Origin of the sequence: Allokutzneria oryzae (assembly GCF_042429765.1) — a bacterium.
Lineage (GTDB): Bacteria > Actinomycetota > Actinomycetes > Mycobacteriales > Pseudonocardiaceae > Allokutzneria > Allokutzneria oryzae.
In genome coordinates this window covers 1-19,079 of the sequence record NZ_JBHLZU010000019.1, presented here as the reverse complement: position 1 = coordinate 19,079, position 19,079 = coordinate 1, and the positions used below count along the sequence as shown (strand labels likewise).

Below are 19,079 nucleotides of genomic sequence, written 5' to 3'. Positions count from 1 at the left end.
GTGGTGATCGGACATGTCGTGCTCGGGCTCGGCGCCGGGCATGACGGCAACGACAGCGTCGCGGTCTGGCACGTCAGCCCGGCCGGGGTCTACACCGGCGCGTGGCTGCTCTCCCCCGGCTCCGCCTGGCACCTGCCCGGCCTGTGCGCGGGCCGGTCGGTCGCGGCGTGGGACCCGGCGCAGACGGTGGAGCTGCTGCACGAACGGATCGGCTTCGAGCTGCCGGCGTGGGACGCGACGTCGGTGGCGATCCCGTCGGCCCTCACGGAGGTGAGACAGGTCCGCCGGTCCTACGAGTCCCATGTGGACAGTCTCACGTGGACGACAACGATCCCGGAGCCGCTGCCGGAGGACCCGGGGGTCTTCCGGCGCACGGTGGGGCTGGTGCGCAGGGACGACGCGTGCGCGTCGGCGAAGGACGCCCTCGCCACGGCGCGGATGCTGGCGTGGACGATCACCGCGTGGCGGGACACCACGTCGATGTGGGGCGAGCGGGAGTCGCTGCGCCGGGCCTTCCCCGAACCCACGGCGCTCCCACCGGACTGGGAACGCCGCGTCACCAGGGCTCAGGAGTAGGTGGTCCGCCCGTCCTCGGCCCGCTTGCCGAGCTTCCTGGTCAGGTAGAGCAGCTCCAGCGCGAACTCCACCGCGCCCGCGACCCGGCCGACCGGGTCGCTCGGCTCCACCCCGAACCGGTGCGCCACCTCCACCAGCACCGGCAGCTCCGGCAGCGCCTTGAGCACCTCGGTCGCGGGCACCCGCTCCCCGGTGGTCACCGACTGGCCACCGGCGACCGCGTCGGCGAGCGGGCCCAGGTCCACCCCGGCCAGCAACGACCGGCCGGTGTCGGCGACCGCCCTGCGCAGCAGGTGGGTCAGCAGCTCGCGGCTCTGCTCTCCTTCGACGGCCGCCTCGAACTCCAGCTTGCCGCGCAGCACGGGCAGGGCCGCCTCCAGATCGACCGGCCGCGCGACGGCGGGCCACTCCTCGGTCAACGCGGCCCTGCGCAGCGCGGCGGCGGCGACGGTCTCCGCCGCCGCGATCGCGAACCGGGCGGAGACCCCGGAGCGCTGGTCCACCCCGGTGGACTCCCGCAGGTGCCGGACGAACCGCGCGACGACCTCCAGCAGGTGGTCGTCGACCTCGGCGACCAGGTCGGCCTCCTGCCGGACCATGGCGACCTCGTCGGCGATCTCCAGCGGGTAGTGCGTGCGGATCTCGGCGCCGAAGCGGTCCTTGAGCGGGGTGATGATCCGCCCGCGGTTGGTGTAGTCCTCCGGGTTGGCCGTCGCCACCAGCAGCACGTCCAGCGGCAGCCGCACCGTGTAGCCGCGGACCTGGATGTCGCGCTCCTCCATGACGTTGAGCAGGGCGACCTGGATGCGCTCCGCGAGGTCGGGCAGCTCGTTGATGGCGATGATGCCGCGGTGCGCCCTGGGCACGAGTCCGAAGTGGATGGTCTCCGGGTCGCCCAGGCTGCGGCCCTCCGCGACCTTGACCGGGTCGACGTCGCCGACCAGGTCGCCGACGGAGGTGTCCGGGGTGGCCAGCTTCTCCGCGTACCGCTGCGAGCGGTGCAGCCACGCCACGGGCAGCTGGTCACCGAGCTCGGCGGCCCGTCGCCGCGACGCGGGCGTGATCGGGTCGAGCGGGTCCTCCGGCAGCTCGGCGCCCTCGATCACCGGCGTCCACTCGTCCAGCAACGCGACCAGCGACCGCAGCAGCCTGGTCTTGCCCTGCCCCCGCTCGCCGAGCAGGACGGCGTCGTGGCCGGCGAGCAGGGCGCGTTCGAGCTGCGGCAGGACGGTGTGGTCGAACCCGACGATCCCGGACCACACCTCAGTGCCACCGCGCAGCGCGGTGAGCAGGTTGTGCCGGATCTCGGTCTTGACGTCGCGAGACTGGTAGCCGGAGCTCTTCAGCTCGCCGAGGGTGCGCGGAGTGGGCTGGCTCGTCACCCCAGCGACGCTACGCCACCGCCGCGCGCGAAACCCCGCATCACGCGCCAGCCTGGGCGAACCGCACCGTGGGCGTCGCCGTCGGCGCGGCCGCCGCCAGCAGGTCGTGCGCCTCCGCCTCGACAGCGCCGGAGACCTTCTTCGTGAAGCGGACGAACGGTCGGACAGTGATCGCGGCGGTGTCGCGCGCTTGGTCGAACTTCCACGCCCCGCGCACGAAGCCGTCGACCAGGACCGTCCCGCTGACGAGGCCGTTCTGCGTGATCACGATCTTGCGGTGTTCGTCGGAGAGCACGCGCGTCCGGTCGGCGTGGGACAGCAGCAGGTTGTCGAACGGCGCCAGCAGGCGCACCGGGGCCGGCGTGTCCTCTGGTGGGCGAGGCGCGTCCGGCAGGTCGAACAGCTCGCGCCCCTGGTCGTCGCGGAAGGTGCGCAGGTCGAGCTGCGCGAAGACCTCGCGCAGCCCCATCACCCCGGACCACTTCTGCGCGTCCGCGACCGTGGCGGGGCCGAACGCGTTGAGGTAACGGAGCACCATGGCGCGCACCGACGGTGCGCTCGCCAGCGGCCTGCCGAGCCAGTGTTCCGCCGTCGTGGTGCGGGTCTGCCCGCTGGAGCCCCACAGCCCGCGCGGAGGGACCTGGACGAGAGGGAGGCTGTCGCGGATCGCCATGGACAACGACTCCGGTGGGTGGTCGGGCCAGAGCGGGGCCAGGAGCTCACCGATCTCCTTGTTGGTGCGCGGTTTCTCTTCGACCAGGTCCCGTCCGGCCTTCGCCAGGGCGGCCAAGTCGACGTTCGGCAGGTTCACGGCGCGGTCGAACACCACCTGGGTGATCGGGCGCAGCTCCAGGCAGTCGCGCGCGCTGAGCAGGTGGACCGTGCCGCGCATGGCCGCGATGCGGACCACCTTGCGCTCGGTGAGCAGCTGCGAGAGCTCGGCGGCCCGGAAGTCCTTGAGACGGCACCAGAAGCCGAAGTACGGGGCGTGCGGTGCCTGGGCCTGGAGGCCGACGAGGTGCTCGATGAGGGCTTCCGCGCTGAGGTCGGCCCGGCGGAGCAGGTGCTGGCGGGCGAGGGTGGCGCGGTTGAGGGCGCGGAGGCTGAGCATGTGCACAAGCTAGCTGCCGTTGCGGACAGGTGCTGTCCGCAACGAAATTTCGTCAGGAAGCGTCGAAGGCAGGTTAGCGAGGTACGGCGCGGTCGGTGCTGCGCGGGTTGGCCGGAGCCAGGTCCAGCTCGCCGCGCCGCGACCCGGCCGCCGATGCGGCTCCGGTGCTCGCCAGGAGCAGCACCGCGGCGGCCGTCTTCGTTCTCATCGGGATCATGGCTCCACCATCGCGAAACCGGCCACCGCGGGCAGCCGCGCCGCCCCTGCCTCCGTACTGGGGCGAACCCCCGCTTGTCAGGCGGAGAGTGCCGGGTAGTCGGTGTAACCCCTGGTGTCGCCGCCGTAGAAGGAGCTCGGGTCCGGGGTGTTGTACGGGCCGGAGGTGGCGAGTCGGTCCGGCAGGTCCGGGTTGGCCAGGAACAGCGCTCCGAACGCCAGGACGTCGGCGACGCCGCTCTCGACCAGGTGCAGGTCGGAGTGGTCCGTCGGGCGCTGCCCGGTGAACGGGTTCAGCACGAGGGTGCCGCTGAAGCGCTCGCGGATCTTCAGGGTCAGCTCGCGGTCCGGGCCTTCCGCGATGTGCAGGTAGGACAGCCCGAGCGGCTCGATGGCGTCCACCAGTGCCGTGTAGACCTCGCGGTGGGAGTCCTCGGCGATGTCGTTGTAGGTGCCGGCCGGGGAGATGCGCAGAGCGGTGCGGTGCGCGCCGATGGCCTCGGCGACCGCCTTCACGACCTCGACGGCGAAGCGGATGCGGCCCTCCACCGAACCACCCCAGCCGTCCGTGCGGAGGTTGGCGTTGGTGGAGAGGAACTGCTGGATCAGGTAGCCGTTGGCGCCGTGCAGCTCAACGCCGTCGAAGCCTGCGTCGATGGCGTTGCGCGCGGCGGTGGCGAAGTCGGCGATCGTCTGGTGGATCTCCTCCTCCGTCAGCTCCTTGGGCGTGACGAAGTCGTGCATGCCGGTGCCGGTGAAGATCTGGCCCTGTGCCGCGACGGCGGACGGCCCGACCGGGATGAGCTCGCCCGGCAGCAGGCTCGGGTGGCCGATGCGCCCGGCGTGCATGACCTGGGCGTAGATCCGGCCCCCCTCGGCGTGCACGGCGTCGGTGACCCCGCGCCAGCCCTGGACGTGCTCCTCGGCGTGCAGGCCGGGCGTGTTCGGGTAGCCCTGGCCGACCACGGACGGCTGGACTCCCTCGGTGATGATCAGACCGGCCGAGGCGCGCTGGGCGTAGTAGGTCGCCATGGTCTCGGTGGGCACTCCGGCTGCGCTCGCCCGGCTCCGCGTCATGGGGGCCATCGCGATGCGGTTCGCCAGCTTGGTGCCCGCCAGGTCGATCGGATCGAATGCCGTGGTCATGCTCGCTCCCCAACTCGTAGTTACTTGTCCGACCAACTAACTCGGGAGCGCGAGCATTCCGACCGAGAGCCGTGACGTGGAAGACAATGGAAATTCCTGCATGCGGCTTGCCGGTGGCCCTGGGGCGTATATTGTGGCCGACCACTTAAAGGGGCTCATCATGATCAACCAGGTCGGCGGTTCGCTCATCCGCGTCAGCAGGCTGCACCGCACGGTCGCGGGACAGCTGCTGCGAGAGGTCGGCCTGCACCCAGGTCAGGAACTGCTGATGATGCACCTGTGGGAGCACGGCGCGCAGCGACAGGGCGAGCTGTCCAAGGTGCTCGACGTGGACGCTTCCACGCTGACCAGGATGGTGCAGCGCCTTGAGCAGACCGGCTTCGTGCGCAGGTTGCGCTGCGAGCGCGACGGCCGCGCCTGGTACGTCGAGTCCACCGCCGCCGGCCGCGCGCTGCGGGACCGGGTGGTCGCGGCGTGGGAGGAGCTGGAGAAGATCGCCCTCGACGGCCTGACCCAGGACCAGTGCGCCGCACTGGCCGCGGCACTGGAGCGGATGGGCTCCAACCTCTGCGGTTACGCCCGCCACGAGGACACGAGCGCGACTTGTTGACTGCTCTGTACAAAATATCCTAGCCTGAGCGCGTGGGCAGGCCGAGGGAGTTCGACAACACCGCCGCCGTGGACGCCGCGATGGAGGTGTTCTGGCGCAAGGGCTACGAGGCGACGACGACCCAGGACCTGTGCGAGAGCACCGGTCTCGGGCGCGGCAGCCTGTACAACGCCTTCGGCAGCAAGCACCAGCTCTACGAGACCGCGCTGCGCCGCTACTCCGTCGTCGGCCCACAGGGTCAGCTGGAGATCCTCGAACGGCCGGGGTCGGTCAAGGACCGCCTGCGCGCGCTGATGCTGTGGTGCGTGGACGTCGACATGGCCGACCCGGAGCGCAAGGGGTGCCTGGCGATCAACGCGGCCGTGGACTCCGCCGGGCGCACCACGGAGATCGCCGAGCTCGCGCACAAGCAGTTCGTCCGGCTGGAACAGACGATCTGCCACCTGATGGCCGTCGGCCAGAGCACCGGCGAGCTCTCTGCCGAGCGGTCGCCGCTCCAGGCCGCGCGGTTCTTCCAGAGCGCCTACTACGGCCTGCGCGTCCTCGGCAAGGTCACCGACGACCGCGCCGCGCTGCTCGACGTCATCGAGGGCACGTTGTCCGCGCTGTGATCTCTTTTTTGCCCGCGTTTTGTACAGCACAGTCAAGAACTGGGGAACCGCCATGCCGTTGGCCGTCTACGTCCTGGGACTCGGGATCTTCTCGATGACCACGAGCGAGTTCATGGTCTCCGGGCTGATGCCCTCGCTCTCCGCCGAGTTCGGCGTGTCCGTCTCCGCCGTCGGCTACCTGATCTCCGCATACGCCATCGCCATGGTCGTCGGTGGCCCCGTGCTCACAGTCGGACTGCTGCGCATGCCGCGCAAGAACGCGTTGCTCCTGCTCATCGCGGTTTTCTTGGTCGGCCAGTCGCTCGGGGCCGTCGCAACCGGCTACGGCGTGATGCTGGTGGCGCGGGTGATCACCGGGGTCGCCTCGTCGGCGTTCTTCGGGGTCGCGCTCGCCGTGGCGGTCGACCTCGTCGGCCCGGCGCAGCGAGGGCGGGCGTCCTCGATCGTGCTCGGCGGTCTGATGGTCGGCACCGTGCTCGGTCTGCCCGCGGCGACCTTGGTCGACCAGGTCTACGGCTGGCGCGCGAGCTTCTGGGCGGTCGCGGCGGTGACCCTGCTGGCCGGGCTGGTGGTGCTCCGCGTGGTGGCGCCGGGAGCACCACCGGAGTCGGTGAGCCTGCGCGCCGAGCTGGCGGCCTTGCGCAACGGCCGGTTGTGGGCGGCGTACACCACAAGCGGCCTGCTGATCGGGGCGGTCTTCGCCGCGTTCAGCTACTTCTCGCCGATCTTCACCGAGGTGAGCGGCTTCTCCCCTGCCGCGGTGCCGGTGCTTCTGATGGCCTACGGCGCGGCGACCGTGGTGGGCAACGCCGTCGTCGGCAGGTTCGCCGACCGGTACGCCATGCCGATCCTGACCTTCGGCATGGCCTTGCTGGCACTGACGCTGACCGCCTTCGCACTGTTCGCGTCCAGCCAGGTGATCACGGTCGCCGTGGTCATCGTGCTCGGACTCTCCGGGGTGGCGATGAACCCGGCAATGGCGACCAGGGTGATGCGGGAGGCCAACGACCGGCCGCTGGTCAACACCGTGCACACCGCGGTGATCTGCTTCGGCCTGGCGACCGGGTCGTGGGTCGGCGGCCTGGGCATCAGCACGGGCTTCGGCCTGACGTCGCCGTTGTGGGTCGGCGCGGTGCTCGCGGCACTCGGCCTCGGCAGCCTGCTCGCGGCGAGGTCACGGCGCCCGGCTGAGGAGCTGTCGGTGATCTCCTCCCTGTGAGAGATCTGGTTCCGACACCCGACCGCTCGAACCAAGAGGCCTTAAGGACAGGGCGCTTGGTGAGCGCTCTGAACCTCGTACCTACTGCACGTCGTGCGGCGCGTGTGAGGCGATGCCGTGCACGACACCGAGCCCGAGGAGGTCCTGCGGGCGGAGCCGGAGCTGGTCGATGGTCGCGCCGAGCTCGTCGGGTTCGCGCTTGAGAATGGCGTTGGCCGACTCCGGCGCGATCACCGAGAAGTAGGCGTCCGGCGTGATCCACACCGTGGTGTGCGAGGTCAGCGCCAGCGCTCCCCCGGAGCCGCCCTCGCCGACGACCAGCGTCGTGATCGGCACGACGGCGTCGGCGACGGCGGTGAACAGCTCGGCGATGGCCGGGCCGATCGCGTCCCGCTCCGCCTTCGCGTCGTGGGCGGCTCCGGGGGTGTCGACCAGGGTCAGGATCGGCAGCCGCAGCCGGTCCGCCAACCGCACCAGCCGCGCGGCCGCCCGGAAACCCGCCGGGCTGTTGGCCGTCCCGGCCTGCGCGACGTAGGCGATCGAGCGGCCGCCACGCCGCCCGAACCCGCACAACATGCCCGGATCGGCGCCACCGAGCGCGAACCGGTTGTCGAAGTAGTCGGCCAGGTACGCCTCGGCACGGGGCCGTTCAGCGGCACGAGCACGCTGAACGGCCTCCGCGCCGCTCGACGGGAGTTCGGTGTGCCCGAGCGCGCGCGGGACTTCGGGGGCGTCACCGCGAGTGGGGCGAAGCAACGGCAGCAGCTCGCTGAGCGCACCACCGACCTCCTCCAGCTCCACCAACCGGTGAACCTGGCCTTGAGCGAGCTTTCCGTTGCTGGTGAACGCTTCCGCGTCCTCGGAGGCTCCCCGCACGCGTGACCCGGCGAAGCACACCGTGGCGTCCGGAACGGCGAGCAGCACGTCCGCGCTTCCGGCGACCGAGGCCCACGCGCCGCCCGCTACGGGATTGCGCAGCACCGTGACGTGCGGCAACGCCGCCGCGCGCAGTCGCGCCGCGGCACCCGCGATGCGTTGCATCTGGAGCAGCGCCCGCATGCCCTCCTGCATCCGGCTGCCGCCGGAGGCGACGAGCGACACCACCGGCAGCCCGCGCCGCACCGCCTCGTCGAAGGCGTGCACGAGGCGGTTTCCGGTGCGCGATCCCAACGAACCGCCGAAGTACCTGAAGTCGAAGGAGATCAGCACGCAGTCGCTGTCGCCGATCACCGCCTGTCCACAGAGGACGGATTCGCGCAGGCCCGTCTCCGCGCTCAGCTCGTGTTGCCGCTCCGGGTAGCCGGGCCAGCCCAGCGGGTCGGAGACACCCGAGGGCTCGCCGTAGTGGAACTCGGCGAAGGAGCTGGCGACGAGGCCGAGCACGTCACGGGCACCGCGCGGGTCCACGGCGTCAGCTCCCCAACGCCTTCTTCATCACCTTGCCCATGTCGTTGCGGGGCAGGCTCTCCAGGAAGTGCACGGTGCGCGGGCGCTTGTGCGGGGTGAGCAGCCGCGCCACGTGGTCGGCCAGCTCCTGCTCGCCGGGCGCATCGCCCTGCGGCACCACCCAGGCCACGATCCGCTCGCCGAGGTCGTCGTCGGGGGCGCCGGTCACCGCGACCTCCGCGACGCCGGGGTGCTCCAGCAGCGCGTTCTCCACCTCACCAGCACCGACCTTGTACCCGCCGGTCTTGATCAGGTCGATCGCGCGGCGCCCCACGATGCGGATGTAGCCGTCCTTGCCCCGCGTCGCGACGTCCCCGGTGCGGAACCACCCGTCGCGGAAGGCCTCCGCGGTCGCGTCGGGCCGGTTCAGGTACTCCAGGAACAGGTTCGGGCCACGGACCTCGATCTCGCCGACCGTCTCGTCGTCCTCGCCCTCGATGAGCGCGCCCGACTCGTCGACGAGCCGCACCTCCACACCGTCGACAGCCGGTCCGACCGTGCCGGGACGGCGCTCCCCCGAGGCCCGGACCGAACAGTTCATCAGCGTCTCGGACATGCCGTAGCGCTCGACGACGAGCTGTCCGGTCGCGGCGGCGATGCGCTGGTGCACGGTCGCGGGCAACGGCGCGGACCCGGAGACCAGCAACCGCGCCCTGCCGACCGCCTTCGCCAGCTCAGGGTCGGTCTCCGCGTCGGCGACCAGGCGGCTGTACATGGTGGGGACGCCGAACATCATCGTGGCCGCGCCGCCCAGCTCGGCGCCAATCCCGGCGGTGGAGAAGCTGCCGAGGTGGTGCAGTGTCCCACCGAGCCGCAGCGGCCCCAGCACCCCGATGCCGAGCCCGTGCACGTGGAACAGCGGCAGCCCGTGCACGAGCACGTCCTCGGCCGTCCACTCCCACGCGGTCGCGAGGCTGTCCAGGTTGCTGGAGATCGACCTGCGCGGCAGCACGACTCCCTTGGGGGCGCCCGTGGTCCCGGAGGTGTAGATGATCAGCGCGGGCGTTTCGGGACCGGGCTCGGCCGTGATCTCCGGAGTCGTCTCCGGCAGGTCCAGCGTCACCTCGACCCGGTTCACGCCGGCGAGCCCTCCCGGCAGCTCGACACCGGGTGCGCTGAGCACGAGGCCCGGGGCGCTGTCGGTGAGGATGTGCGTCAGCTCGCGCTCGCCGATCTTCGGGTTGATCGGCACCGCGGGCACCCCGGCGAGCAGCGCGGCGACCACGCCGACACAGGTCTCGATGCTCGGCGTGGCCCACACCGCGACCCGGCTCGCCCCGGTCAGCCGCCCGGCGAGGCTCCCGGCGACGGCGGCCAGCTCGCGGTAGCTCAGCGCGCGGTCTCCGAAGCGGATCGCCTCCCGGTCGGTCGGGTCCAGCAACGCCGGGAACAGCGGAGAGTTCACGTCTCTTCCTTTCTCAGCCGATGACCGCGAGCACGGCCCACAACACGACCGGGGACGCCGCGACGACGATCGCCCCGTACCGCAGAAGCTGCTTGAAGAACGCGTCCCGGTCAACATCACGTGCGTTGGCCAACACGATCGCCCCGTTGGTGGAGAACGGGCTGACGTCGACCACTGTGGCCGCGACCGCGAGCGCGGCGACCATGCTCACCGGGTCGATGTGACCGGTCGCGAGCAGCGGGACCGCGAGCGGGATCGTCGCGCCCAGCACGCCGACCGAGGACGCGAGAGCCGAGACGATCGCGCCGATGAACAACAGCAGCAGCACGGCGAGCGTGGGCGACCCCACATCGCGCACGGCGTTGCCGACGTAGGTGACCGCGCCGATCTGCTGGAGCACCGACACGTAGGTCAGCACACCGCAGATGAGCAGCACGGTCGGCCAGGTGATCTGGTTGACCGCCTGCGCGTTCGTGCTGGGCGATGCGACACCGAGCACCACGGCGACGGTGATCGCGACCAGGCCGACGTTGAGGTCGAACACCAGCGTCAGCACCACGAGCGTGACCAGGCCGAGCAGGGTGAGGACCTGGTGGACGGTGATCGGCTGGCGCGGCCGCGCTTCCTCGACCGGTTCGGCCGTGGCCCTGCCGAGCCTGAGTCCGCCGAACACCACGAACACGATCACGGCGATCACCGCGTTGGCGACCAGGCTGGCCAGGAACAGCACGATCTCGTTCTGCGGCAGGTTGTTGCGCTCGACCACGCCGTTGACGATCGCGCCGTAGACGCTGATCGGGGAGAAGCCGCCCGCCTGCGCTCCGTGCACGACGAGCGCGCCCATGAGCAGCTGGTTGATCCCGTAGCGGTTGGCAAGGTTGAGCGCGATCGGCGCGACGATGGCGACGGCCGCCGGGCTCACCGCGCCGATCGCCGTGAGCAGGCCGGTGACGCCGAACATCACCCACGGTATGACCGAGATCCGCCCGCCCACCATCCGCACGGCGAGGTCGACCAACCGGTCGACGGTGCCGTTGGCGCGGGCGATGGCGAAGAGGTAGGTCACGCCGACCAGCACCACGAAGATGTCTCCGGGGAACCCGGCGAGCACCTTCTCCGCGGTGAGGCCGCCGACCGTGGTCCCGACCAGGAACGCGGCGGCGAAGCCGAGCGCGCCCATGTTCACCGACAGCGTGGTGGCCACGACGAAGACCAGGGCCAGTACGAGGATGGAGATCAGCTCGGGTGACATCGGCGGCTCCCGGATTGGCTGATTGGCTCAGCCAATATCGACCTGGGTTGCCCCACTGTCAAGGCCTGGCCGTGGAACGACGACGGGGGCACCGGTCATGTGACCGGTGCCCCCGTCGATCCGCCTGGAAGGCTTCAGTGGCGGTGCGTGACGCAGGTGATCGGAACGTAGACGTCCTTGGTACCCGCGAGGCGCACGACGGTGCGGGTGGCTCCACCGCACTCCAGGACCGAGCCGATCGGATGCGTCGTCGTGCCGCACGCGGAAGCGCGCGACTTGCCGCGAGGAATCTCGTCGACCTTGCGCCCGCTCTTGTCGAGGACAGAAGCGTTGTACCCCTTGTTGGCGACGACCTCACACCTGGCCTTCGCGGCTCCCTGAGCGGAAGGGCCGGCGACCGCAACACCACCGGCGAACGCCGCCGAGGCGACAAGGGCGCCAACAACCAGAGAGACCCGCGTGACCGTACGCTTGCGCATGGTTACCTTTCCTCAATCGTGAAGCTCGCCCCCATGCGCCCATTGTGCACAGATCTCGAATGGATAACACGCATAGTTCGGCGGTGGCCGGAGAGTTACCCGATCGGGGACTCGGAACTGCCCGCGCGATGCCAATTTCGCGAACGCCCGAGCGTTCTCACCTGCTCGGCTCGACGAGGACTCAGACCTCGGCGGTGTGCGAGACGCAGGTCAACGGGACGTAGCGCGCAGCCGTGCCCGAAAGGCGCACCAGCTTGGTGCCGACCTTGCCGCATTCCTTGTACCGGCCGACGTTGACCGAGTTGCACGCGGAACCGTGCGACTTGCCCTTCTTGAGGGTGCCGACGGCGTAGAGGTCGGCGTCGAAGATCGGCGTGTCCTTCTTCGCGGTGACCGAGCAGACTCCCCGGGCCGCACCCTGTCCGGCTTCCGCGGCGGTCGCGGTGCCACCGGCGATCGCCACAGAGGCGACAAGGCCACCGACAACCAGGGAGACCCGCATGAAGGTACGCGTGCGCATAACTACCTCTCTATTGACACGGAGACCACTTCCGGCCCCGTAACGGCATTATGCGCAATTTCAATCGGAATGTCGTTCACCATTCGGCGCAGGCCGGATCGTTTTCCCCGGTTCGGAGACTTGAATTCAGGAAGGCCCTGCCGTAAGGGGTGTTAACCTGGTCTCGTGCCAGAACCGCTGCGCCCGCTCGGCCGCCCACGTCTGTACGAGCAGGTGCTGCGACGGTTGCGCGAGTACGTGGCCGCCGAGGGCCTTGGCTCGGGAGACAAGCTCCCCACCGAACGCGACCTCGCCGAGCGGCTCCAGGTCAGCCGCGCCTCGGTCAAGCAGGCGATCGTGGTCCTGGAAGTCCAGGGACTGGTGGACGTGCGCCAGGGCGGCGGGATCTACCTGCGCGGCGACACCCTCGACGGCGAGCCCGTCGCCGACCTGGTGGAGCGCCGTCGCCGCCTGCCCGATGTGCTGGAGGCCCGCGAGGCGCTGGAGACCAAGCTGGCCGAGCTCGCCGCGGAGCGCCGCACCGACGAGGACATGGAGCGGATCGACGCCGCGCTCGGCCTGATGGCCTCGCTGATCGACGATGGATCCACCGTGGACGAAGGCGACCGCCGGTTCCACGAGGCGATCGCGACGGCGGCGCGCAGCACGCTGCTGTCGGACTTCATGAAGGCCATCGCGGGCCAGGTCGCGGAGAGCCGCCGCGAGTCACTGCGCCAGCCAGGCCGCCCACCCCGGTCCCTCGCCCAGCACCGCGCCATCGCCGACGCGATCCGCGACGGCAACCCGCGCGCCGCGAGCGCAGCGATGCGCCGTCACCTCAAGACGGTCGCCCGGGTCCGGCTGCTCGACTGGTCCCCGGAGGACTGAGCCCCACCGCGGGCAGGACCGCCTGGTCCACAATGGACTCCAGGTACTCCACCGAAGGCTCGGTGCCGGTGTCTGCCAGGTATTTCAACGTCAGCGCCTCGCCGATGTCCGCGACGACCGGGGTGATCACACGGGAGTCGATCTCGCCGAGCGCGGCGTAGTGGTGCAGCACCGTCGCGGTGAACCGCCCGCCCGCCGGGTCGAACACCCTGCTGAACAGGGCGTCGGCCAGCTCGGGGTACCGCCCCCGTTCGAGCAAGATCGCCTGCACCGCCCGCGCGGTCGGGTGCCTGCCCCAGTCGAGCAGCAGCTGGAGTGCTCGCACGAGGTCGCCGCGGAGGTCGTCCCCGCTGGCCGAGACCTCCTCCCGGGGGAAGGCCGCGACGATCGCGTCGAGCAGGATCTCCTCCGGGCTCGTCCAGCGCCGGTAGAGCGAGGTCTTGGCGGTCGCCGCGCGGCGCGCGACGCCCTCCATGCTCAGCTTCGCCAGGCCCACCTCCTCCAGCTCGGCGAGAACCGCCTGGTGAATGGCGGCGATGAGCTCGTCACCGCGCCGCCGGGTCGCCCCACCCATCCACACCCCCCCTTGTTAGCTACGCTTCCGTATCTTACGTTTAGCTACGTTCGCGTATCTTACGCTCCGAGGGGGACTCGTGCCGCACCAGCAGCTCACCGACCGTGAGCTGGCCCCGGACCTGACCAGGGGTCTGATGCTCAGCCTGATCGCACTGGCCCACGCCCAGCTCCTCGCCGACGGAGGCGCGTGGAGCGGCCCCGGCCCGTCCGACGCTCCACTCTCCGACAAGGTGGTGCAGGTATTCCTCACCCTCTTCGTCGACAGCCGCGGCTATCCGCTGTTCGCGGCGCTGTTCGGCTATGGCATGGTGCAGGTGCTGCGCAAGCGCGAACCGAAGTGGCTCAAGCGCCGCAGCTGGTGGCTGATCGTCTTCGGCTTCTTCCACGTACTGCTGCTCTCCCCCGGCGACATCCTTGCCTCGTACGGGGTTCTGGCGTTGTGCTTCATCGGTGCGGTGCACTGGAGCAACCGCCGCCTGTTCATCACCGCCGGCATCGGCGCTGTCGCGGGTGCGTTGACCTACGGCATGGTGCTCGCCGCACCCATGCCCGTGCCCGACGCGGCGAGCATGCCCGTTGATCCGGTCAGCTCGGCCCTGATGCGCATCTCGACGTTCCCGTTCCTCACACCGCTCAACGCGATCATGTCCATCTGCCCGCTGCTGATCGGGATCTGGGCCGCGCGCGAGCGAGTGCTCGAACACCCCGCGCTCCTGCGGCGCGCCGCCAGCCTCGGGATCGGCGCCGGAGTCCTCGGCGGAATCCCGCAAACCCTTGTCACAACCGGTTTTCTGACCCCGAACCTCGCGGCGGGAACCCTGCACACGTTCTCGGGTTACGCGGTCGGAATCGGATACGGCGCACTGATCGCCCTGGCGGCGCGCGGGGCCCGTTCCAGCACCGTCGTCACCGCCCTCGCCGCGTGCGGGCAGCGCTCGCTGACGTGCTACCTCGCGCAGTCCGTCGCCTGGCTGATCCTGGCCGAGCCGTACCTGCTCGGCCTGAGCGGCGACCTCAGTGTCGTCGCCGCCTCCTGCACGGGCCTGGGAGTCTGGGCATTGACGGTCGTCGGCGCAGACTTGCTGAGCAGGAAAGGACGCCCCGGACCGGCTGAGGCGCTCCTGCGGCACCTGGTCTACCGCTGACGGAGTTCGGCGATCCGCCGCTCGTCCCCCGTGGCCTCGACATGATCACGCAACGGCCTAGCTGTTTGATCATGCCGAGGCGGACCACGTCGTCCTGCGATCCGCAGCGAGCACGCCGACCGACGACGCCAGAGCGGAGACGACCGCGCCGGCGTCGAGATCGGGAACGTTGACGCCGTCAGGTCAGTGGAGAAGGGGCGCTGACGTCCGCGGCCAGCACGTACCTGTCACCCTTCGCCAGGAACACCACGGACCTGCCGTGGTAGGTCGACCTGGAGCAGGCGCTGGTCGCCGTGCTCCCGCTCAGCGTGCCGACCGGCTTGTCGGCCTTGTTGTAAATGGTGGCGGTGGTGTGGGCGAAAACGCCGCACACCGTGGCCTTGCTCGCGGCGACCGCCGCGCCACCGGTGGCGAACACCACCGATGCGGCAACGGCGCCGACAACAAGGGAAACGCGCATTGCTCGCATGACTTACCTCTCACGAAGATTGAAATGAACCAGTTTCACCATTCGACGTAGGCCGGAACGCTCGCGCCGAACGGCGAGGTCGCTACTTGTTCGTGACGAGAACGACGCAGGTCGCCTTCACGAAGCGCCGCGAATTGACGAGCCCGATCCACTCGGCGCCCTTCTTGCCGCACCCCGCGTACTCGGGACCAGGAGTCTTCACGCAGTCGGAGGCGGTGCGGGAGCCGCTGCGCAGCACCTCCGAGTCGACCTTCTCGTACGGGTCAGGCGCGGAGAAGAGTTCCACGTCCGCCTTCTGGGACACGAAGACGTGGCAGCTCTTCGCCGCCGCGAGTCCTGTCGCGGGCGCGAGCCCGAGCATCGCGACGGCGATTACGCCACCGAGCAGCAGCGAGGTCCGAGTGGCGGTACGCACAGCGTAAAACTCCTCAAGGCAAAGCAGCATTTCCTTACTCATCGAGAACTGTAGGCGTGATCGCCTCGTGATGGAAACGGCTTCGGCCTGAGCCGGATCATCTTCTCTTATTCGGTATTCCTGACCGCGGCGATTCCGGATGGCGCCTTGCCGACGGCCGCGAGCACCTCGTCCACCCCCGCATCGGCGCGGACTTGCTGCGCGAGAAAGGGCGCCCCGGACCGGCTGAGGCGCTCCTGCGGCGCCTGGTCTACCGCTGGCGGAGTTCGGCGATCCGCCGCCGTTCGTCCGGTAGTTCGATCCCCATGGCCTCGGCACGATCGAGCAGCGGCCCCGCCGCTTGGTCGTCGCCGAGCCGAATCGCCAGGTCGGCGCGCATCACCAGGGCGCGGAACAGCGCCAGGTCCGGTGCGGGTTCATCGGCGGCGAGCGCCGCGTCGAGAATCCGCACCGCAGCCTCGGGGTCCTGGCGCGAGTCGGCCAGCATGATCGAGGTGTGCAGGCCCCGCTCCAGGCGGGACTGTGTGGCGAGTTCCTCCTTCGTGGCCAGTCCGTTGGTCATCTCCCCGATGGCCTGCCCGATGCGGATGTGGTTGCCGCCGGGGTCGATCACGATGAACTGCCGCACGCCGTAGGACATGTCCTTGAGCGGGTTGACTCGCGGCACGCCCCGCGACGGCACCTTCCCGGTCGCGGCCCGAAGTCCGGCGGTGAAGTCCGCGTAGAGCGTGTCGACATCGTCGGTGTGCACGTAGCAGGTGCTGTAGTTGTTCGAGGGTTCGAGCTGCTTGAGCACGAAGAAGTCCAGCAGGATCCCGCCCTCGCGACGGAGGCTGACATAGGCGTTGGGCCGTTTCTGCTGGTAGATCACCTCGAAACCGAGTGCGCGGTAGAAGTCGACGGTGTCGTTGATCGAGCGGCACGGCAGGATCGGCTTCATCTGCTCGGTCATGTGCCCCCTTCCCTGCTCAAGCTTGAGCAGGGCTCACCGTAGTCGCGCACTCAAGCTTGAGCAAGCAAGCTCGTCCCGGCCAGCCGCTCGACCTTGATCCGGATCACCTGCCGCCGCTCCCGCACCTGCTCGGCGAAGAACTCGGCCTCGTCAGCGACGCCGCCCACCATGGCCAGCAGCTCCCGCCCCGCCTCGTCCCCGGGTTCGACGCTCACCGCGGACACCTCGCCGGCACCCTCGACAACGACATAGGTCATGTGATCCGGCGTGCCCACGTGCAACGCGATCCGCGGATGCCGCCGCAGGTGCCCCGGCTTCGCCCGCCCCGCCGTCGTGGAGATCCGGATGACCCGCTCCACCGGGTCCCACCGGTAGAGCATCGTCGCCAGATGCGGCGTGCCATCGCGCTTGACGGTCGCGACAACACCGAACTGGTGCGCGGCGAGCACTTCAGCGATCTCGGAGTCATCGAGAGAACGGGGCTCCGGCTTGTTCTCGGTCATGAGGAGATCCTGCGCGACCGCCGACACCCGGTAAAGAAGGCACTTTCCTGTTCCAGGGGAACAAGGATGTGACTCAGACGTCCTCCCCTCGCCTCAGCACGCAGAACTCGTTGCGCTCGGGATCGGCGAGGAAAGCCCACCCGGTGCCATCGGGGTTCCGCTTGTCGGCCACCAGCGTCGCCCCGATCCCCCGCAGCCGTTCACCTCCGCATCGCGCGGCTGACCGGGCCGCAGGAGCGTCGGGGGCGTGCATACTCCGCGCGGAAGTGGCCGGGTGTGCCGGTGCGAGTGTTCGCAGATAACGACATTTCGGCGTTCGAAGATGACGCGGAGCGCCCGGGGTATGACAGTTTGCGAGAAGCGATCGAGCGGGTGCGCGATGACGTGGCCGGATCAAAGCAGTACTCAGCGCAGGCGAGATTCGCCGGTTGAAGCGGCGGATCAACGACACGTTGGCCGCCCGTTCGGCGAAAACGCACGGAGTGACCGAGGACGGCACCAAGTCTTATGTGCAGGTGCCCGGTGAGGCCGCCGCAATCCGGCAGGCTGCGGAGTGGGTGTTGCCAGGGTGGTCGTTGGCGAACATCGCCGCTGAGTTGCGACGGCAGGGTTTGCGCGGGGCACCGGGTGTGCCCGGGGGGCGGATCGTGGCGAAAGGCAACGGAAAAGCGATCTTGGATGAGCAGGCGTGGCAAGCATGTCGGCCCATCGACCATCGGCCTCATGCACCGATGAGAGGACGGGCCCATGGCCAAGGGGAAACGCCACAAGGTCGCGCGACAGCACATGTACCGGACCGGCTGGGGCGACGACGAGAACGACGGCGGTGTCGGGGTGCGCGAGCCGCGCCGCCCGCTCCCGCCGTCCCCGGTCACCAGTACGGGTGCGCGGGCGCTGCCGGAGTCGATTATCACGGCGAAACTGCCTGACCCGCCGGTGCGGTAGGAAACTTCTTGTCTGTGACGCGCGTTGACTCTGACGCGCTCAAGCACGTCCCTGGGGTGGTTGAACAGGCGCGGCGGGCACGGCAGGCAGCCGCGTCGATGGCACCGGAAGCAGCGGAGTTGCTGCGGCAGAACCGGGTGCGGATCTGCGGAGGACATATCCCTGCGGCGGAAGATCTGCGTAGCGGTCCTGCGTTGCTGCACTCCATCCGCTATCGATCTTGTTCTCTGGGTTGTGGTGTTTGTGGACGCGGAGACGAATGTTCGCGAACCGGCCCCACCGTTGAGGTACCGGGCTGCGCGTCAGCGCCCCTTGACGACCGCGCGCCCATGCAGCTCAGGGGCGCCAGTTGCGTCTTCATTACACCTGCCCTCCCGAACTCGGTCGCGGATGACCGACAACCCGCTCCCAGGACGCGGCCAGCCCATAGGGGTCGGCGCAGTCCAAATCTACGTTGTAGACAGCAGAAGCCCCCCGAGGTCGAGCGGGGCACTTGTCGCGTCCCCGCCGCACCTTTTCCGCCCGCTGACGCTGATTCACCACACCACGTCACGTCACCTGAATGGGGAGTGCTGCGTCTTCGATTTCCCTTTCACCCCAACGGTTTCACCCGCTCGCGCTTTGCTGTCGATCATGTGTTCGAGTTCAATGGAAACCGAAAGGAGGTGATTCCCCTTGGACACCCACGACTACATCACCCACCTCACCGACCACCTCGCCACCGGCCGCTCCCACCAGATGCCCGAAGCCGACATCCTGCCGATGCTGCACGCCCTGGAGAAAGCCTCCCGCCTCATCACCGCCGTCTCCCACGAGCTGGCGACCCAGGCGGAGGAGCGGAGCCTGCACGTGCGGCACGGCTGCCGCGACATCTCCGCGTTGTTGCGCGGGGCGTTGAACCTGACCCCGCACGAGGCCCGCCGACGCGGCCGCCTGGTCCACGAACTCCCCGCCCTCCCCGAAACCCAGCAAGCCCTGCGGGAAGGGGCGATCACCCTCGACCACGCCCTCACGGTCTCCGACGTCCTCCGCGCCCTCCCCGCCACCCTCCCGGTCGAGGTCACCGACGACGCCGAGAAAGTCCTGGCCGAGCAGGCCCGCTTCCTCAACCACAAAGAACTCCAGAAAGCCGGAAAACACCTCCGCGCCGTCCTGGACCAAGACGGGACTCTCGCTGAGGAGAACGAGGGCATCGCCAAACGCTTCCTGCGCGTCTCCCAGGACGCCCGGGGCT

22 protein-coding genes and 1 pseudogene are annotated in these 19,079 nt (G+C 69.6%); 8 read left to right on the top strand and 15 right to left on the bottom strand.

Annotated features, from left to right (window positions below; translation table 11 throughout):
- Positions 1-3 precede the first annotated feature (3 nt).
- Positions 4-576 carry a DUF6218 family protein gene (locus ACFFQA_RS23430; protein WP_377856063.1) on the top strand — a complete coding sequence of 191 codons (573 nt, stop codon included), beginning with the start codon at positions 4-6 and terminating at the stop codon, positions 574-576.
- Here ACFFQA_RS23430 and ACFFQA_RS23425 read toward each other — a convergent pair.
- The 4 genes from ACFFQA_RS23425 to ACFFQA_RS23410 all read right to left on the bottom strand — a co-directional run bounded on the left by ACFFQA_RS23425 (position 567) and on the right by ACFFQA_RS23410 (position 4,431).
- Complete coding sequence (locus tag ACFFQA_RS23425) at positions 567-1,958, bottom strand: ATP-binding protein (RefSeq protein WP_377856061.1); 1,392 nt, start codon at positions 1,956-1,958, stop codon at positions 567-569. The two genes, ACFFQA_RS23430 and ACFFQA_RS23425, sit on opposite strands and share 10 nt — an antisense overlap.
- A 40-nt stretch (positions 1,959-1,998) precedes the next feature.
- Positions 1,999-3,069, bottom strand: coding sequence for a winged helix DNA-binding domain-containing protein (locus ACFFQA_RS23420; RefSeq protein ID WP_377856058.1), 1,071 nt, complete (start codon positions 3,067-3,069; stop codon positions 1,999-2,001).
- 73 nt (positions 3,070-3,142) lie between these two features.
- Positions 3,143-3,277, bottom strand: coding sequence for a hypothetical protein (locus ACFFQA_RS23415; protein ID WP_377856055.1), 135 nt, complete (start codon positions 3,275-3,277; stop codon positions 3,143-3,145).
- An 86-nt stretch (positions 3,278-3,363) separates the two neighbouring features.
- The gene (locus ACFFQA_RS23410) at positions 3,364-4,431 is read right to left on the bottom strand and encodes an alkene reductase (protein WP_377856052.1); all 1,068 of its coding nucleotides are present in this window, start codon (positions 4,429-4,431) and stop codon (positions 3,364-3,366) included.
- Between the two features lie 160 nt (positions 4,432-4,591).
- Here ACFFQA_RS23410 and ACFFQA_RS23405 point away from each other — a divergent pair, with 160 nt between their 5' ends.
- From ACFFQA_RS23405 to ACFFQA_RS23395, 3 genes are read left to right on the top strand one after another with little or no spacing between them, the layout of a single operon-like run.
- Positions 4,592-5,041, top strand: coding sequence for a MarR family winged helix-turn-helix transcriptional regulator (locus tag ACFFQA_RS23405; protein WP_377856049.1), 450 nt, complete (start codon positions 4,592-4,594; stop codon positions 5,039-5,041).
- Positions 5,042-5,073: 32 nt separating this feature from the next.
- Positions 5,074-5,652 (top strand): TetR/AcrR family transcriptional regulator, encoded by a 579-nt coding sequence (locus ACFFQA_RS23400; protein WP_377856046.1) that lies wholly within the window; start codon positions 5,074-5,076, stop codon positions 5,650-5,652.
- A 52-nt stretch (positions 5,653-5,704) separates the two neighbouring features.
- Complete coding sequence (locus ACFFQA_RS23395) at positions 5,705-6,871, top strand: MFS transporter (protein WP_377856043.1); 1,167 nt, start codon at positions 5,705-5,707, stop codon at positions 6,869-6,871.
- 81 nt (positions 6,872-6,952) lie between these two features.
- Here the strand turns inward: ACFFQA_RS23395 and ACFFQA_RS23390 are convergent, their stop codons facing one another.
- The 5 genes from ACFFQA_RS23390 to ACFFQA_RS23370 all read right to left on the bottom strand — a co-directional run bounded on the left by ACFFQA_RS23390 (position 6,953) and on the right by ACFFQA_RS23370 (position 11,973).
- Positions 6,953-8,278: a carboxyl transferase domain-containing protein gene (locus tag ACFFQA_RS23390; protein WP_377856040.1), complete on the bottom strand. Its 1,326-nt coding sequence runs from the start codon at positions 8,276-8,278 to the stop codon at positions 6,953-6,955.
- Positions 8,279-8,282: 4 nt separating this feature from the next.
- Positions 8,283-9,722 carry an acyl-CoA synthetase gene (locus ACFFQA_RS23385; protein ID WP_377856037.1) on the bottom strand — a complete coding sequence of 480 codons (1,440 nt, stop codon included), beginning with the start codon at positions 9,720-9,722 and terminating at the stop codon, positions 8,283-8,285.
- Between the two features lie 13 nt (positions 9,723-9,735).
- On the bottom strand, positions 9,736-10,974 hold the full coding sequence (locus ACFFQA_RS23380) for an SLC13 family permease (RefSeq protein WP_377856034.1): 1,239 nt from the start codon (positions 10,972-10,974) through the stop codon (positions 9,736-9,738).
- A gap of 134 nt (positions 10,975-11,108) precedes the next feature.
- Positions 11,109-11,453 (bottom strand): hypothetical protein, encoded by a 345-nt coding sequence (locus ACFFQA_RS23375; protein ID WP_377856030.1) that lies wholly within the window; start codon positions 11,451-11,453, stop codon positions 11,109-11,111.
- A gap of 181 nt (positions 11,454-11,634) precedes the next feature.
- Complete coding sequence (locus ACFFQA_RS23370) at positions 11,635-11,973, bottom strand: hypothetical protein (RefSeq protein WP_377856027.1); 339 nt, start codon at positions 11,971-11,973, stop codon at positions 11,635-11,637.
- 165 nt (positions 11,974-12,138) lie between these two features.
- Between ACFFQA_RS23370 and ACFFQA_RS23365 the strand changes: the two genes are divergently transcribed.
- Positions 12,139-12,840: a FadR/GntR family transcriptional regulator gene (locus ACFFQA_RS23365; RefSeq protein WP_377856025.1), complete on the top strand. Its 702-nt coding sequence runs from the start codon at positions 12,139-12,141 to the stop codon at positions 12,838-12,840.
- Here the strand turns inward: ACFFQA_RS23365 and ACFFQA_RS23360 are convergent.
- A complete protein-coding gene (locus ACFFQA_RS23360; RefSeq protein ID WP_377856023.1) occupies positions 12,791-13,414 on the bottom strand; it encodes a TetR/AcrR family transcriptional regulator in 624 nt (207 codons plus the stop codon). The genes ACFFQA_RS23365 and ACFFQA_RS23360 overlap by 50 nt on opposite strands.
- Positions 13,415-13,493: 79 nt before the next feature.
- Here ACFFQA_RS23360 and ACFFQA_RS23355 point away from each other — a divergent pair, with 79 nt between their 5' ends.
- Complete coding sequence (locus ACFFQA_RS23355) at positions 13,494-14,561, top strand: DUF418 domain-containing protein (RefSeq protein WP_377856020.1); 1,068 nt, start codon at positions 13,494-13,496, stop codon at positions 14,559-14,561.
- A gap of 178 nt (positions 14,562-14,739) precedes the next feature.
- Here ACFFQA_RS23355 and ACFFQA_RS23350 read toward each other — a convergent pair whose 3' ends face one another.
- The 5 genes and pseudogenes from ACFFQA_RS23350 to ACFFQA_RS23330 all read right to left on the bottom strand — a co-directional run bounded on the left by ACFFQA_RS23350 (position 14,740) and on the right by ACFFQA_RS23330 (position 17,281).
- Positions 14,740-15,030: a hypothetical protein gene (locus ACFFQA_RS23350; protein WP_377856017.1), complete on the bottom strand. Its 291-nt coding sequence runs from the start codon at positions 15,028-15,030 to the stop codon at positions 14,740-14,742.
- Positions 15,031-15,112: 82 nt separating this feature from the next.
- A complete protein-coding gene (locus tag ACFFQA_RS23345) occupies positions 15,113-15,445 on the bottom strand; it encodes a hypothetical protein (RefSeq protein ID WP_377856014.1) in 333 nt (110 codons plus the stop codon).
- Positions 15,446-15,695: 250 nt separating this feature from the next.
- A complete protein-coding gene (locus ACFFQA_RS23340; protein ID WP_377856011.1) occupies positions 15,696-16,397 on the bottom strand; it encodes a bleomycin resistance protein in 702 nt (233 codons plus the stop codon).
- Positions 16,398-16,447: 50 nt separating this feature from the next.
- A complete protein-coding gene (locus tag ACFFQA_RS23335) occupies positions 16,448-16,900 on the bottom strand; it encodes a TIGR03618 family F420-dependent PPOX class oxidoreductase (protein ID WP_377856008.1) in 453 nt (150 codons plus the stop codon).
- Between the two features lie 73 nt (positions 16,901-16,973).
- Positions 16,974-17,281 (bottom strand): annotated as a pseudogene (locus ACFFQA_RS23330) (VOC family protein).
- 366 nt (positions 17,282-17,647) lie between these two features.
- Here ACFFQA_RS23330 and ACFFQA_RS23325 point away from each other — a divergent pair.
- Together ACFFQA_RS23325 and ACFFQA_RS23320 are read left to right on the top strand one after the other, a co-directional pair.
- Positions 17,648-17,845: a hypothetical protein gene (locus ACFFQA_RS23325; protein WP_377856005.1), complete on the top strand. Its 198-nt coding sequence runs from the start codon at positions 17,648-17,650 to the stop codon at positions 17,843-17,845.
- A gap of 675 nt (positions 17,846-18,520) precedes the next feature.
- Positions 18,521-19,079 (top strand): DUF222 domain-containing protein (locus ACFFQA_RS23320; protein WP_377856002.1); only part of this gene is annotated, 559 nt, incomplete at its 3' end.